This window comes from Bradyrhizobium sp. SZCCHNS3002 (assembly GCF_032377435.1).
GTDB lineage: Bacteria > Pseudomonadota > Alphaproteobacteria > Rhizobiales > Xanthobacteraceae > Bradyrhizobium.
Genome location: NZ_JAUHHY010000009.1, coordinates 273,146 through 287,606, shown reverse-complemented (window position 1 = coordinate 287,606; position 14,461 = coordinate 273,146). Strand labels below are relative to the sequence as shown.

Here is a 14,461-nt window from a genome sequence, read left to right as displayed (position 1 = left end):
TGGTCAACGGCTAGCGTCGTGACGAGCCGCGGCACCATGCTCGCAGACGATCATGGCATGCCCCGCCTGCTCGCCCGCCAGCGCCATCCATTTCGACGCCTGCTGCAACCACTGATCGCGGCGGGCCGGATCGCGTTCGGCCTCCTCGCGACAACTCAATGCCGCAGTCATGCATGCCGATCTTCTGTCCATAAGATCATGGTCCGACACATCAACGCAAACGGCACTCACATGGGATATCGCGATTTCAGGTTGTGATCAATTCCACGCCGCCTTGCCGCTATGGTTCCGCATGGCGCATCGGCAATGAATGATGCGCGTGACAGGCGGCGACCGCGGCATGGCCGAACGCCACCGCGATCTGATGCAGGTCGGTGACGACGTCGCCGATGCCATAGAGTCCTGCGACGCCGCAGCGCTGCTTGGCATCGACCTCGAGAAAGCCCTCAGTCGTATGCCGCGCGCCGAGCCGGATGGCGAGGTCGGAGCGGACATCGGCCCCCATCGCAGGATACACGATCTCGAACCGCGCGCGGCTGCCATCGACGAACGACGCTTCGAGCGCACCGTCCCGGCGCTGCAACGCATGAAGCTGCGGCGTCACCCGAACGCCGGCGGCGGCAAGCTCCTGCCGCTTGGCCGCATCCTGCGCATCATCGATCGGGATCAAGGTGACGTCCGAACTGTAGACGCGCATGAACAGCGCCTTGCCGGCGGCATCGGCGAGCTCGCCCACGATCGCAATCTTGTGGCCGATGGTTTCGAAGCCGTCGCAGACGGGACAATAGCGCAGCTCGCCGTCACCGACCGCCGCTCGCCAATCGGCCAACGGCGGCTGCTTGTCGACAATCCCCGTTGCGAGGATGACGCGCTTTGCGGTGACCGTTCCGCGCTCATGAGTCGCAACGAGATCTGCATCGCGCGTGTCGAGAGCGCTCACCGTGCTCCGGATGATCGGAACGTGAAGTTCTTCGACCTGCCGCTGCATCCGTGCGAGCAGCTCGCTTCCAGGCATGCCGTTCGGAAAACCCGGCAGGTTATGGCTCCGGGGAATCAGCGCCGCCCGCGACGCGCCGCTGTCGACGATCACGACCCGGCGCCGGAACCGTGCGAGGTAGATCGCGGCCATCAGGCCTGCGGGACCGCCGCCGATGATAAGTACTTCGGTGTGCATTGTCGCTCTCGTTCAACTAACGGAACCAAATGTCGGGAGGCGGACCGGTTCCTGATCCTCTTGTCAACTGGCGGAGACGCCGGAACAAGAATGGAACCATTCACGGCCATCGAGTGTTAACTTATGTCGCTGCCGCGGCGGAAAAGCCGTGCAAACTTGGCAGCGAGGGGGATTTGTTGCGAGGGCGCGTGGATGCGATTTGTAAATTCGACCGATGAAAGCTTGATGGCGTACTACGAAAGTGTCCGAAAGCAGGTGGCCGCCGACAGCCGGATCGGGGGCCCCTACCGCCTGATCGGTGATCGGGCCAAGCAGTATGCGCAGGAGCTCCAGGCCGAGATGCGGCGGCGGCAGTTGCGCTTCACGCCGATCGATTGGCCGAACTGATTTGGACAAGGATCGTGTGGCTCATCGAAGCCACCAGACAATCATTTGCGACAGCACGGTGGCTGCTATTGCGCCCTCTCCCCTTTTGGGAGAGACAAGTAGGAAAGAGCGGCAAACGCGGTTGGGTGAGGGGTCTCTCGCCACGAGAGCCGTACTCGGAGCAATACCGCTAGCAATACCCCTCACCCCACCGCGCACGCGGATAGGCCGGCGATGCCCTCTCCCACAAGGGGAGAGGGCGCTGTATCGTGCAGCTTCACTGCGGTGTTATACGAAGAGCGGCAGCAATCATTCCCACGACCAGCTCGAGAAATCATTCTCGAACTGCGGCACGTCCTTCCAGACCCCCTTGAGCTTCTTGTTGATGATCGTGATCCACTGCGGCTGGAACAGGAAACCCGCAGCGGCATCGGTCGCCAGCATGCGCTGGGCGTCGCCGAGCAGCTTGGCACGTCCGGTCTCATCAGGGGTATCGACGATCTTCTGATAGAGCTTGTCGAAGGCCTCGGACTGATAGCCGAAATAGTAGTTCTTCTCGGTGAACTTCACGAGATCGAACGGCTCGACATGCGAGACGATGGTCAGGTCGAAATCATGCGGCCCGTTGAACACTTGTGACAGCCACGCTGCCCATTCGAGGTTCTCGATCTTGGCGACGATGCCGACCTTAGCCAACTGAGCCGCAAGCACCTCGCCGCCCTGGCGCGCATAGGCCGGCGGCGGCAGCCGCAGCGACAATTGCAGCGGCGTGGTCACGCCGGCTTCGGCGAGCAGCTTCTTGGCCTTCTCCGGGTCGTAAGGATTGATGTCGGTGGTGTCGACATAGCCGAGCGAGCCCGGCACGTAGAAGCTGCCGATCGGCGTCCCCAGACCGTCGACGGCGCCTTCGATCATCGCCTTGCGATCGATCGCAGCAAGGATCGCGCGGCGGACGCGGACGTCGTCGAGCGGCTTCTTCTTGTTGTTGATGGTGACGATGGTCTTCGCCTTGGAGCCCCCGATCAGCACGGTGAAGCGCGGGTCGGACTTGAACTGGGGCAAGGTGCGCGCCGTTGTGCCGCGCGGGAAGGCGTCCACGTCGCCGGACAGCAGCGCCGCGACCTGCGCCGCCGGATCGGAGATGAAGCGTATCGTCACCTTGGACAGCTTCACGGCTGCGGCGTTGCGATACTCGGGCCATTTGTTCAAGGTCAGCGATGAGCCCTTGGCCCAGGCGCCCAGCGTGTAAGGCCCGGTGCCGACCGGCTGCGTCGCGTTGGTCGGTGCGCTCTTCGGCTCGACGATCGATGCGGTGGCCTGTCCGAGCAGGAACGGCAGGTTGGGCTCAGAATATTTCAGCTTGACGACGATGGTCTCGGCGTCGGGAGCCGTCACGGACTCCATCGCCTGGAACAGCGCCTTGTCCTTGTTGGTGCTGTTGGCGGCGCCGGCGCGCTCGAACGAGAACTTCACCGCGGCGGAGTCGAACGCCTCGCCGTTCTGGAATTTCACACCCTTGGCGAGCTTGAAGGTGTAGCTCTTCAGATCGGACGAGGCCTGCCAGCTCGAGGCCAGCAGCGGCGAAACCGAGCCGTCCTCGTTGATCTTGGTCAGCGTCTCATAGACGTTGTAGAGCGTCACCTCGGCGATGGCCGCCGCGGCCGCGCTGGTCGGATCGAGCCCCGGCGGCTCCAAGGTCATGCCGACGACGACGCTGTCCTTCTTGTTCTGCGCGTGAGCCGGCGCTGCGGCCGCAACGAGCGCGGCCAAGACGATGATCGATAGTCTTTTCAACATTGTTTGTTTCTCCCTGAGGAAACCAAATTACGCGTCAAAGCGGCTTCGAGACAAGTGGCTGCTGTTCCGTTGCGACGAGCGCCGGCAGCGTCATCACGCTTTCCGCTTTATGGCAGGCGGCCGAATGCGCTCCCGTGAGCGTTCGCAATGCGGGGGCCGTCGTGCGGCACTGCGCATCGGCGAGCGGACAGCGCGGCGCATAGGCACACCCGGCGGCTCCCGATGACTGCGAGGCGATCGCAACGTCCGTACGCCGGCGCCTGACAGCGCCAGCCTGCGCGCGAGGCACGGCGTCGAGCAACGCGCGCGTATAAGGATGCGCGCATTGGCCGAACAGGTCCTCCGGCCGCCCGCGCTCGACGATGCGGCCGAGATACATCACCGCGACCTCGTCGCAGAGATAGTCGACGACCGCGAGGTCATGGCTGATCAGCACGTAGCTGAGGCCGTACTGCTCCTGCAGGTCCTGCATCAGGTTGAGCACCTGCGCCTGCACCGACACGTCCAGCGCGCTGACTGGCTCGTCGGCGACGATCAGCCTGGGCTGGGTGATCAACGCCCGCGCGATCGCGATGCGCTGGCGCTGGCCGCCGGAAAACTCGTGCGGATATTTGTCCATGTCGGCATCGCGCAATCCGACCTGCCGCAGCACCGTGGCCACGCGCGTGCGCAGGACTTCGCGATCAGGAGACTCCAGAGCGGTCAGCGGCTCGGCGACGATGCGCGCAATGGTCTGGCGCGGATCGAGCGATCCGTACGGGTCTTGGAACACCATCTGGAATTCGCGGCGGGCGCGCCGCAACTCATCCGCCGAAAGGCGGTGGAGATCGCGTCCAGCCATCAGCACCGATCCCGATGACGGCTTCTCCAGCGCCATGATCAGCCGCGCCAAGGTCGATTTGCCGGAGCCGGACTCACCGACGATGCCGAGACTCCTGCCCGCCATCAACGACAGCGACACGCCGTTCAACGCGAGCACCTCGCCGGGCGGCCGCAGCAGACTCTCGCGCGGCAGCGCATAGCGCTGCACGAGATCCGTGACCTCGAGCAGCGGCGTCTCGGCCGACATCTGCGCGGCGGTGCTCAAGCGACCACTCCCACCGGGTCACGCGCGAGCGCGGCATCGGCGCGGATGCAGCGGACGCCGTGCCCGGCGCCGATCTCGCCCAGACACGGCAGCGCGGTGCGGCAGGCGTCGATCACCAGCCCACAGCGATCTGCGAACGGACAACCGGCCGGCAGATCGGCCAGCTCCGGCACCGTGCCGGCAATGGTCGAGAGGCGCGTGCCCTTGCGGGCCCCGAGCCGCGGCCGCGCCCTGAACAGGCCCTGCGTGTAGGGATGACCCATGCGCGAGAACACCGCGTCGGTGGTGCCGCTCTCGACCACCGTGCCGCCATACATCACGATCATGCGGTGCACGTTCTCGGCGATCACGCCGAGATCATGCGAGATCAGGATCATTGCCATGCCGCGCTCGGCGACCAGATCGGCGATGAGATCGAGGATCTGGCGCTGGATGGTGACGTCGAGCGCGGTGGTCGGCTCGTCGGCAATCAGCACGTCGGGCTTGCAGGCAAGCGCCATCGCGATCGTGATGCGCTGGCGCTGGCCGCCGGAGAACTGGTGCGGATAGGCGTCGTAGCGTCGGGCGGGGTCCGGCAGACCGACGCGGTCGAGCAGCGCGATCGCCTGGCGCTTCGCCTCGGTCGTCGTGCAGCCGGTATGCCGCAGCAGCGGCTCGGCCACCTGATGGCCGATCGTGTGCATCGGGTTGAGCGCGGTCATCGGCTCCTGAAAGATCATGCTGATGCGGTTGCCGCGCAGCGTGCAATAATCGGCATCACCGAGACCGACCAGCTCTCGGCCATCAAGCTTGATGCTGCCGCTAACGACGGCGCTGTCGGGCAGAAGCCCAAGCAGAGCGAGCGCGGTGATCGACTTGCCGCAGCCGGACTCGCCGACGATGCCGAGCGTCTCGCCGCGCCGGAGCGCGAAGGAGACCTCGCGCACAGCTTGCGCCGAGCCGCGGCTGGTATTGAGCCGAATGCCGAGACCCGACACATCGAGCAGAGGCTGATCGCTCGCCATCATCGCTGCCTCGCCAGCCGTGGGTCGAGCAGATCGCGCAAGCCGTCGCCGAGCAGGTTGAGGCCGAGCACCGCGAGCGCGATGGCGGCGCCCGGATACACGGCGAGGCTCGGCGACTGGAACAGCAATGTCTGCGCATCGTTCAGCATCCGTCCCCAGGACGGCTGCGGCGGCTGGGTGCCCAAGCCGAGATAGGAGAGCGCCGCCTCAGCCAGGATCGCCAGGGCGAACTGGATCGTCGCCTGCACGATCAGGATCGACAGGATGTTCGGCAGCACGTGCTCGATGGTGATGCGGAAGCGGCCCTTGCCGGCGGCGCGCGCCGCCAGGATGAACTCGCGCGCCCAGATCGCGCCGGCCTGGCCGCGGGTGACGCGCACGAACACCGGGATCTGGAAGATGCCGATCGCGGCGATCGACGTCGCCATGCCCGGCCCGATCACCGCCGCCAGCATGATCGCCGACAACACCGCGGGAAAGGCGAAGGTGAAGTCGCTGAAGCGCATGATCAACTCCTCGGTCCAGCCGCGCCGGGCGGCCGCGATCAGGCCAAGGCAGACGCCGCAGGTGAGACCGATGCCGACGGCGATGATGCCGACCAGAATGGTCGCCCGCGCACCCACCAGCAACAACGAGACGATGTCGCGGCCGAGCACGTCGGTGCCCAGCCAATGCGCTGCTGATGGCGGCCGCAATTTGGATGCGACGTCGATCTCATAGGCCGACCATGGCGTCCATACCAGCGACAGCAGTGCGGCGCCAAGCACCAGCAGACAGAGCAGCGCGCCGACCGTGAAGCTGCGATGGCGCAGCGCGCGGCGCCAGAACGCATTGGACGCAGGCGCAGCGCCCGTTTGAACGACCACGGCAGAACTCACAACTCGTGCACCTTGATGCGCGGATCGATCACCGCATACAGCACATCGACCACGAAGTTGACGATGATGACCATCGCCGCCAGCAGCATCACGCAGTTGCGCACGACGATCAGGTCGCGGTTGGCGATCGACTGGAAGATGAGGCGCCCCAGGCCGGGCAGATAGAACACGTTCTCGATCACGATGGTGCCGGCGAGCAGATTGGCGAATTGCAGCCCCATCACGGTGAGCACCGGGATCATCGCGTTGCGCAGCACGTGCTGCCACAGCACCTCGCGCTTGGTCAGGCCCTTGGCGCGCGCGGTGCGCACGAAATCCTCGCGCAGCACGTCGAGCACGGCCGAGCGCGTCACCCGCGCCAGGATCGCGGCCTGCACCACGGCCAGCGCCACAGCCGGCAACAGCAGCGCGCGCAGGCCCGGCCAGATGCCGTCCTCCCAGCCGGGGAAGCCGCCGGCCGACAGCCATTGCAGCTTCACTGCAAACAACAGGATGAGGAGGATCGCGAACCAGAAGTTCGGCAAGGCGATGCCGATCTGGGTCAGCGACATCACGCCGACGTCGCCGAGGCGGTTGTGATTGGCGGCCGTGTAGATGCCGGCCGCGAGCGCCAGCACGGTCGTGAGTCCCATGGCCAGGATCGCGAGCGGAATGGTCATCGCCAGCCGCTCGCGGATCAGTTCGGCCACCGGCGTTCCATAGGCGTAGCTGTTGCCGAGATCGCCGGTCAGCAGGCCGCCGATCCAGTGCAGGTAGCGCCAGGCCAGCGGCTGATCCAGCCCGAGCTTGACGGTCAGCGCCCTCACCGCATCGGGCGAGGCATCCGCGCCCATCAGCATCTGGGCGGCGTTACCCGGGAGCGCGTCGAGCACCAGGAATATGATCAGCGACGCGCCGACGAGGGTCGCCAGCAGGGTCAGGAAGCGCCGCAGCAGAAAAACGCTCATTCGCGCCGGGACTCCAGTTTTCGGCGGCCGCACGTTCCACAGCTTTCGGCTCCGATGCAAGCCCGTTGCCTGCATGATTGCCATTGCCCGACGCAGGCACCTTCGCACACCGCACCGGCCGGGGTATCGCCCGCTTGATCCCGGTCAACGGCGGAGCGCCGGCGACCGCCATCATGCGGCTGATCGCAACAACGCAAGGGCCCATCTCGATCATGACCATCCGTCCGAGCTTTCTCTGGGGCGCCTCGACCTCGGCCTTCCAGATCGAGGGCGCAGCGCACCTCGACGGCCGCGCCGACAGCATCTGGGATGTCTATCTGCGCGCCCCCGGCCGGGTGAGCCACAACGACACCGCCGAGACCGCCTGCGATCACTATCATCGCTACGCTGCGGACGTAGCGCTGATGCGCGATCTCGGCCTCAATGCCTATCGGTTCTCGGTCGCCTGGCCGCGGCTGCTACCGCAGGGCCGCGGCGCGGCCAACGAAGCCGGTCTCGCCTTCTACGACCGCCTGATCGACGCCCTGCTTGCCGCTGAGATAGAGCCGTGGCTCTGTCTCTACCACTGGGACCTGCCGCAGGCGCTGGAGGCGCTCGGCGGCTGGCAGAACCGCGACATCGCCGGCTGGTTCGCCGACTATGCCGCGCTGGTCGCGCGGCGCTATGGCGACCGGGTCAAGCGCTTCGCGACCTTCAACGAGCCGTGCGTGTTCACCCTGTTCGGCTACGGCCTCGGCTGGCACGCGCCGGGGATCGCCGACGGCGCGGCCCTGCACAAGGCCATTCATCACGTCAATCTCGGCCATGGCCGCGCCGTCGACGTGCTGCGCAGGGACGTGGCCGGCGCCTCGATCGGCGCCATCCACAATCGGCAGCCCTGCTACCCTGCGAGCGACAGTGCGGAGGACGCCGCGGCCGCCTTGCGGCTCGCCGCCTATTGGAACGATGCCTTCCCGTTTCCGCAGGCTTTTGCCTGCTACCCGCCGGAGCTTCAGGAGGCCGTCGCACCCTATATCGCAGCCGGCGACATGGCGCAGATCGCTCGCCCCGTCGACTGGTTCGGCCTCAATCACTATTCGCCGCATTACGTCAAGGCGGGCAGCAACCTGATGGGCGCCAGCTTCGGACCGCCTCCCGCGGAAGTGCCGCGCAGCGCAATCGGCTGGCCTGTCGTGCCCGAGGCGTTCCGCGATACGCTCCTGGACATCCACAGCCGGTTCCGGCTTCCGATCTACGTCCTGGAGAACGGAACGGCGGCCAATGACACCATCGATGCATCCGGCTGCATCCAGGACGACGGCAGGATCGGCTATCTCAAGGCGTATACGACCGCGATGGAACAGGCGATCGCGGCGGGCGCCGACGTGCGCGGCTATTTCGTCTGGTCGCTCCTGGATAATTTTGAATGGGGGGCAGGCTATTCGCAGCGCTTCGGCATTGTCTATGTCGATCGCGCCACCCAGCGCCGCATTCCCAAGGCGTCGGCGCGGTGGTATTCGAACATGATTGCGGCTCACCGGGCATCCGACGATCCCGCCGGGCGGCACAACCGGGCGGAAGAGTGAGGATGAGCGAACGCGTTCTTCTGGGCGACATCGGCGGCACCAATGCGCGCTTCGCGCTGCTTGACGGCGGCACCATCGGCGAGGTTGCTCATCTCAAGGTCGCGGATTTTCCGACCATCGCTGACGCGATCACCGACTTCCTCTCGCGCCAAGCAACCGGCGGAGTGCCCAACGTGGCCGTGCTCGACGTCGCCGGCCCGATCGAACGCAATCGCGGCATGCTGACCAACTCGACCTGGGTGATCGACGGCGCCGAACTGGCGGAGCGGTTCAAGCTGCGCTCGGCCAAGCTCCTGAACGATTTCGAGGCGGTCGGCTGGTCGCTGCCAGCGCTACATCCCGACGACCTGTTTTCGCTTGGCGGAAGCGCCGCGGTCGACGGCGCGCCGATGCTGGTGATCGGCCCGGGCACTGGCTTCGGCGCCGCCTGCTATCTGCCGGGCGACGGCCACCCCATGGTTGCCGTGACCGAGGCCGGTCATGCCACGCTGCCGGCGACGACGGCGCGCGAGGCCACCGTGCTGGCGAAGATGCGCGAGCGCTTCGGCCATGTCTCGATCGAGCGCGCATTGTCCGGCATGGGCCTCGAGAATGTCTATCGAGCCGTCGCGGCGGTGGATGGCGTCGACGTGCCGCCGCGCGATGCCGCAGCGATTACCCACGCCGCGCTCGACGGCAGCTGCGCCACCAGCCGCGCGACGCTCGACATGTTCTGCGCCTGGCTCGGCGCTGTCGCCGGCAACCTCGCACTCACCTTCTGCGCCCGCGGCGGCGTCTACATCGCCGGCGGCATTCCGCCGCGGTTTCCGGACTACTTTGCCAGATCCGATTTCCGCCGGCAGTTCGAGAGCAAGGGGCGCTATGACAGCTATCTGCGTCCGATCCCGGTTCATCTCGTCACCAAGCCCGACATCAGCTTTCTCGGCCTCAAATCGTTCTTCGAGGCCGGCATCACCGCGAGCGGCGGCTCCCCGACGCACTGAGATCGAATGAGCGACATCGTCACGATCACGCCGAACCCGGCCGTCGACGTCTCGACGACCGTCGAGAAAATCGTGCCGGTGGCCAAGCTGCGCGGCACGACGCAACAGCGAGATCCCGGAGGCGGCGGCATCAACGTCGCCCGCGTCATCGCCCGACTCGGCGGCGACGTCACTGCGCTCTATCCGGTCGGCGGCCCGACCGGCCTTCTGCTGAAGCAACTCGTCGAGAAGGAAGGCGTCGCCAGCCACACCTGGGCAACGGCCGAGGACACGCGCGAGGATTTCTTCGTCCAGGAGCGCGTCAGCGGCCAGCCCTATCGCTTCATCCTGCCGGGTCCGACGCTGACCGAGGCCGAGTGGCAGGCCGGCCTTACCCTGCTCGCGGCCCAGGATCCGTTCCCCCGGTTCGTCGTCGGCAGCGGCAGCCTGCCGCGTGGCGTGCCGGCCGACTTCTACGCGCGCGTTGCGACGCTTGCACGATCACACGGCGCGCAATTCGTGCTCGACACCTCGGGACCAGCTTTGGCTGCGGCGGTTGCCGGCGGGGTCGACCTGATCAAGCCGTCGCTGCACGAGATGCAAGAGCTGGTCGGCGGCGCGCTGCCCGATGCAACGGCCTGGGAAAAAGCCGCCCACGCGCTGGTCGCGAGCGGCAAGGCCGGCGCCGTCGCGCTGACCATGGGTCATCTCGGCGCCCTGCTGGTCACCCGCCACCGCGTGCTGCGCGCTCAGCCGCTGACGATGGTGCCGGTCAACGCAGTCGGCGCCGGCGACAGTTTTCTCGGCGCGCTGGTCGCGAAGCTCGCCGCGGGCGAGCTGCTGGACGAAGCGTTTCGCTTTGCAGTCGCCGCAGGTGCCGCGGCGCTGCTGCGCACCGGCACCGCGCTGTCCGATCCCGCCGACGTCAGCCGTCTGCTGGCTGATGTGCGGCTCGAGACGGCGTGACATCGCTTGCCGTATCACCGTTGAGCCGATCCAGCGAGAGCAGCAACCCGCCGACGCGCTCCAGCGACGACATCCACTCGGCGAGGCGGTTGAAATTGTCCACCATCCAATTGAACGACCCCTGCACCAGCGTGAACGCGGCGGCAGCCTGGGTGAGTTCGCCCAGCGTCATCTGATCATCGAGGAACTTCGGCGCACACAGCACGAGACCGATGATCGGCGCGAGCAGCGAATTGAGATGAGACACCAGGGTATTGCGCATCAGCTGCCAGCACAGCCGCTTCCATTGCCGGATCGTGCGGTCGAGCGCCATCCACAGCCCAGCAATGACGCTGCGCTCTTCCTGCTTGGGCGCGATGCCTTCGCCGATGTCGCGCAAGTGATGTGCTGCGGTAATCAGCTCCGATTCGGCCTGGTTCTTGGTCTGGATGACGCGCGTGAGCGGCGAACCGACCCACAGCATCGCCCCGGTCACCAGCCCGGAATAGATGACGACGCTGACCACCAGATAGCCTGGAATCCACAACTGGTGCCCGGCTACGGCAAAACCGATGGATCCGCCAACCTGCCACAGCACCTGGACGAACACGACCGCCGTCAGCAGCGAGGAGATCACACTGACCACGAAGTCGATCGGTGCATCGGTGGCGATGCGGATGTCCTCGGCAATGCGATACTCCGGAATCTTCAGATCGCCCTGCACCGTCGCGAGCCGCGCATAGCGATCGTTCTCGACCCAATAGTTGATCACCTTGGTGCTCAACCATTGCCGCCAGTTGCGCTGCATCACCATGCGGCCCCACACCGAGACGATCGCCAGCACGACGCTCGCTAGGCAGAGCGGAATGAGCAGAGTGGCCTGCTGCCGCAGCCGCGTCGGATCGCGGCCTTCCAATGCGTCGAAGAAATCCCTGTTCCAGTAATTGAACCGAAACTGCACGTAGAGCTGAAGCACCACGAGGACGATCAGGGCGACGCAGAGCAGCCAGACCCGCCATGCCGTCGATCCGAGCCAGAATTGCCGCGCCGTGAGCCAGAACCGCGACCATTCGCGATTGCCGTCCTCGTTCTCGTCGTCGGAGATCATTGGTGATCCGGATGGGTGCGATTGATGAATCTTACCAAACATCCTTGCCTATGGTGGAACCGTTGTCATCTCGCGATTTAAGGGGCTCGCGGAGCGCCCTGCTTGATCTTGCGCAAGGCAGCCGCCGCCCGTCGCGACAAACTGAAGTTTGCGCTGCGATGCGGGAGATCACTGATGACGGCACCCGGCTACATCCGCTGGTTCAAGGACCTTCGTATCGAGGACGTGCCCGGGGTCGGCGGCAAGACGGCCTCGCTCGGCGAGCTGTATTCGGCGCTGGCGTCGCAGGGCGTGCGCGTACCCAACGGCTTCGCACTGACGGCCGCCGCCTATCGCGATGCCTTGCGCGCGACCGGCGCTGACGACGAGCTGCGCAAGCTGCTCGCAGGCCTCGACAAGCGCCGCATCGCCGATCTCGCCAAACGCGCGGCGAAGGCGCGCGCGATCGTTTTCGCGGCGACCGACCGTGACGACCTGCGCTACGAGGTCGCAGAGGCCTACAAGCAGCTGGAGCAGGAGTATGGCCGCGGCGTCGCGGTTGCCGTGCGCAGCTCGGCCACCGCCGAGGACCTGCCGAATGCGAGCTTCGCAGGCCAGCACGAGAGCTTTCTCAACATTCGCGGCGCCAAGGACCTGTTCGAGGCGTGCCGCCGCTGCTTCGCCTCGCTCTATACGGACCGCGCGATCTCCTACCGCATCGACAACGGTTTCGACCACGACAAGGTCGCGCTTTCAGTGGCGGTGATGAAGATGGTACGCTCGGACCGCGCCGCGAGCGGCGTGATGTTCTCGTTGGACACCGAGAGCGGCTTTCGCGACGCCGCCTTCATCACCGGGGTCTATGGCCTCGGCGAGACCATCGTGCAGGGCACGGTCGATCCGGACGAGTTCTACGTCCACAAGCCGACCTTCGCGGCCGGCTTCCGCAGCGTGCTGTCGCGCCGGCTCGGCGCCAAGGACAAGCGGATGGTCTATGCCAAAGCCGGCGTAAAGGCCGGCGCACGAAGCCGCGGCCCCACGACGCGCACCGAGACGACGCCGCCGGCCGACAGGGCGAAATTCTGCATCAGCGACGCCGACGTGCTGGAGCTGGCGCAGGCCACCATCGTCGTGGAGGCGCACTACTCGCAGAAGGCCGGCAGGCCGACACCGATGGACATCGAATGGGCCAAGGACGGCCGCGACGGTGCGCTCTACATCATCCAGGCGCGGCCGGAGACGGTGGCCTCGCAGCGGCGGCCCGAGGCGATCGAGACCTACGTTCTGAAGAAGACCGGCAGGACGCTGGCAACCGGCCGCGCCGTGGGCGAAAAGATCGCCACCGGCAAGATCCGCTTGATCCGCAATCCCAAGGATCTGAACGCGTTCCGCCCCGGCGAGGTGCTGGTCGCCGCGTCGACCAGTCCGGACTGGGAGCCGGTGATGAAGACCGCGGCGGCGATCGTCACGGATCATGGCGGCCGCACCTGCCATGCCGCGATCGTCGCTCGGGAGCTCGGCGTGCCGGCCGTGGTCGGCACGGAGGATTTCAGCAAGCGCGCGAAGACCGGAACGACGGTCACCGTCTGCTGCGCCGAGGGGGATGCCGGCCATGTCTACGACGGCGCACTGCCGTTCGATGTCGAGCGCCTGGCGATCGACAGACTGGAGAAGCCGCGCACCGGGATCATGGTCAATCTCGGCAACCCCGAACTGGCCTTCAAGACCGCGCTGCTGCCGAACGATGGCGTGGGCCTTGCGCGCATGGAGTTCATCATCAACCAGGCGATCGGCATCCACCCGATGGCGCTGGCGACGCCCGCAAAGGTGACCACGGCAAAAGATCGCGCGACGATCAAGCGCCTGACCGCGCGCTACAAGAAGCCCGCCGACTTCTTCGTCGAGCGGCTGTCGGAAGGCGTCGGCACCATCGCCGCGGCATTCTACCCGCGGCCGGTGATCGTGCGCCTCTCGGACTTCAAGACCAACGAATATGCCAGCCTGATCGGCGGCTCCGATTTCGAGCCGAAGGAAGAGAACCCGATGCTCGGCTTCCGCGGCGCCTCGCGCTATGCGCATCCCGCCTACGCCGCCGGTTTCGCGCTGGAATGCGCGGCGTTGCAGCGCGTGCGCGACACGATGGGGCTCTCCAATCTGAAGATCATGATCCCGTTCTGCCGCCGCGTGGAGGAGGCACGCAGGGTGATTGCGGCGATGGCCGGGCATGGCCTCGTGAGAGGCGAAAACGGGCTTGAGATCTACATGATGTGCGAGATCCCGAACAACGTCATCCTGATCGACGAGTTCGCCAAACATTTCGACGGCTTCTCGATCGGCTCCAACGATCTCACCCAGCTCACGCTCGGCGTCGACCGCGACTCCGACATCGTCGCCTTCGATTTCGACGAGCGTGATCCCGGCCTGCTGGCGATGCTGCGGATGGCGGTCGAGGGCGCGCACCGCAACCATCGCCATGTCGGCATCTGCGGCGAGGCGCCGGCCAACTATCCGGAAGTCGCGCGCTATCTGGCCGAACTCGGCATCGATTCGATCAGCGTCAATCCGGCGAGCGTCGTGCGCACCATGGAGATCGTCCGCACCGCCGAGCGGGAGCTCGCGACCCACAGGCCGCAGGCGCTGGCAAGCTGA

General features: G+C 66.1%; 13 protein-coding genes. 5 read left to right on the top strand and 8 right to left on the bottom strand.

Features of this window, described 5'->3' with window-relative positions:
- Window positions 1-3: 3 nt before the first annotated feature.
- Both QW845_RS20845 and QW845_RS20840 read right to left on the bottom strand, forming a co-directional pair.
- Complete coding sequence (locus tag QW845_RS20845) at window positions 4-171, bottom strand: hypothetical protein (protein ID WP_315803409.1); 168 nt, start codon at window positions 169-171, stop codon at window positions 4-6.
- 109 nt (window positions 172-280) lie between these two features.
- On the bottom strand, window positions 281-1,174 hold the full coding sequence (locus QW845_RS20840) for an NAD(P)/FAD-dependent oxidoreductase (RefSeq protein ID WP_315803408.1): 894 nt from the start codon (window positions 1,172-1,174) through the stop codon (window positions 281-283).
- Between the two features lie 225 nt (window positions 1,175-1,399).
- Here QW845_RS20840 and QW845_RS20835 point away from each other — a divergent pair, with 225 nt between their 5' ends.
- Window positions 1,400-1,561 (top strand): hypothetical protein, encoded by a 162-nt coding sequence (locus tag QW845_RS20835; protein ID WP_315714266.1) that lies wholly within the window; start codon window positions 1,400-1,402, stop codon window positions 1,559-1,561.
- Between the two features lie 288 nt (window positions 1,562-1,849).
- Here QW845_RS20835 and QW845_RS20830 read toward each other — a convergent pair whose 3' ends face one another.
- Genes QW845_RS20830 through QW845_RS20810 form a run of 5 tightly spaced genes read right to left on the bottom strand, consistent with a single transcriptional unit; the run spans window position 1,850 to window position 7,253 of the window.
- On the bottom strand, window positions 1,850-3,337 hold the full coding sequence (locus QW845_RS20830; protein WP_315803407.1) for an ABC transporter substrate-binding protein: 1,488 nt from the start codon (window positions 3,335-3,337) through the stop codon (window positions 1,850-1,852).
- A gap of 34 nt (window positions 3,338-3,371) precedes the next feature.
- Window positions 3,372-4,406 (bottom strand): oligopeptide/dipeptide ABC transporter ATP-binding protein, encoded by a 1,035-nt coding sequence (locus tag QW845_RS20825; protein WP_315803501.1) that lies wholly within the window; start codon window positions 4,404-4,406, stop codon window positions 3,372-3,374.
- A 14-nt stretch (window positions 4,407-4,420) separates the two neighbouring features.
- Complete coding sequence (locus tag QW845_RS20820) at window positions 4,421-5,431, bottom strand: ABC transporter ATP-binding protein (RefSeq protein ID WP_315803406.1); 1,011 nt, start codon at window positions 5,429-5,431, stop codon at window positions 4,421-4,423.
- Entirely contained in the window at window positions 5,428-6,294 is an 867-nt protein-coding gene (locus tag QW845_RS20815) for an ABC transporter permease (RefSeq protein WP_315803405.1), read from the bottom strand. The genes QW845_RS20820 and QW845_RS20815 overlap by 4 nt, the downstream gene beginning before the upstream one ends.
- 8 nt (window positions 6,295-6,302) lie before the next feature.
- Window positions 6,303-7,253 carry an ABC transporter permease gene (locus QW845_RS20810; protein ID WP_315803404.1) on the bottom strand — a complete coding sequence of 317 codons (951 nt, stop codon included), beginning with the start codon at window positions 7,251-7,253 and terminating at the stop codon, window positions 6,303-6,305.
- A gap of 212 nt (window positions 7,254-7,465) precedes the next feature.
- Between QW845_RS20810 and QW845_RS20805 the strand changes: the two genes are divergently transcribed.
- The 3 genes from QW845_RS20805 to QW845_RS20795 are packed head-to-tail and all read left to right on the top strand — an operon-like array spanning window position 7,466 to window position 10,746.
- The gene (locus tag QW845_RS20805; protein WP_315803500.1) at window positions 7,466-8,818 is read left to right on the top strand and encodes a GH1 family beta-glucosidase; all 1,353 of its coding nucleotides are present in this window, start codon (window positions 7,466-7,468) and stop codon (window positions 8,816-8,818) included.
- A 2-nt stretch (window positions 8,819-8,820) separates the two neighbouring features.
- Window positions 8,821-9,801, top strand: coding sequence for a glucokinase (glk, locus tag QW845_RS20800; RefSeq protein ID WP_315803403.1), 981 nt, complete (start codon window positions 8,821-8,823; stop codon window positions 9,799-9,801).
- Window positions 9,802-9,807: 6 nt separating this feature from the next.
- Window positions 9,808-10,746: a 1-phosphofructokinase family hexose kinase gene (locus QW845_RS20795; RefSeq protein ID WP_315803402.1), complete on the top strand. Its 939-nt coding sequence runs from the start codon at window positions 9,808-9,810 to the stop codon at window positions 10,744-10,746.
- On the opposite strand, the gene QW845_RS20790 is transcribed toward QW845_RS20795, so the two are convergent.
- Window positions 10,706-11,833 (bottom strand): SbmA/BacA-like family transporter, encoded by a 1,128-nt coding sequence (locus QW845_RS20790; protein ID WP_315803401.1) that lies wholly within the window; start codon window positions 11,831-11,833, stop codon window positions 10,706-10,708. The genes QW845_RS20795 and QW845_RS20790 overlap by 41 nt on opposite strands.
- A 174-nt stretch (window positions 11,834-12,007) precedes the next feature.
- Here QW845_RS20790 and ppsA point away from each other — a divergent pair, with 174 nt between their 5' ends.
- Window positions 12,008-14,461, top strand: coding sequence for a phosphoenolpyruvate synthase (gene ppsA / locus QW845_RS20785; RefSeq protein ID WP_315803400.1), 2,454 nt, complete (start codon window positions 12,008-12,010; stop codon window positions 14,459-14,461).

What these genes read in the sequence shown, in the direction of transcription:
- QW845_RS20845 (WP_315803409.1), bottom strand. Translation starts at nt 171, where the DNA reads ATGACTGCGGCATTGAGTTGTCGCGAGGAGGCCGAACGCGATCCGGCC.
- QW845_RS20840 (WP_315803408.1), bottom strand. Translation starts at nt 1,174, where the DNA reads ATGCACACCGAAGTACTTATCATCGGCGGCGGTCCCGCAGGCCTGATG.
- QW845_RS20835 (WP_315714266.1), top strand. Translation starts at nt 1,400, where the DNA reads ATGGCGTACTACGAAAGTGTCCGAAAGCAGGTGGCCGCCGACAGCCGG.
- QW845_RS20830 (WP_315803407.1), bottom strand. Translation starts at nt 3,337, where the DNA reads ATGTTGAAAAGACTATCGATCATCGTCTTGGCCGCGCTCGTTGCGGCC.
- QW845_RS20825 (WP_315803501.1), bottom strand. Translation starts at nt 4,406, where the DNA reads ATGTCGGCCGAGACGCCGCTGCTCGAGGTCACGGATCTCGTGCAGCGC.
- QW845_RS20820 (WP_315803406.1), bottom strand. Translation starts at nt 5,431, where the DNA reads ATGATGGCGAGCGATCAGCCTCTGCTCGATGTGTCGGGTCTCGGCATT.
- QW845_RS20810 (WP_315803404.1), bottom strand. Translation starts at nt 7,253, where the DNA reads ATGAGCGTTTTTCTGCTGCGGCGCTTCCTGACCCTGCTGGCGACCCTC.
- QW845_RS20805 (WP_315803500.1), top strand. Translation starts at nt 7,466, where the DNA reads ATGACCATCCGTCCGAGCTTTCTCTGGGGCGCCTCGACCTCGGCCTTC.
- glk (WP_315803403.1), top strand. Translation starts at nt 8,821, where the DNA reads ATGAGCGAACGCGTTCTTCTGGGCGACATCGGCGGCACCAATGCGCGC.
- QW845_RS20795 (WP_315803402.1), top strand. Translation starts at nt 9,808, where the DNA reads ATGAGCGACATCGTCACGATCACGCCGAACCCGGCCGTCGACGTCTCG.
- QW845_RS20790 (WP_315803401.1), bottom strand. Translation starts at nt 11,833, where the DNA reads ATGATCTCCGACGACGAGAACGAGGACGGCAATCGCGAATGGTCGCGG.
- ppsA (WP_315803400.1), top strand. Translation starts at nt 12,008, where the DNA reads ATGACGGCACCCGGCTACATCCGCTGGTTCAAGGACCTTCGTATCGAG.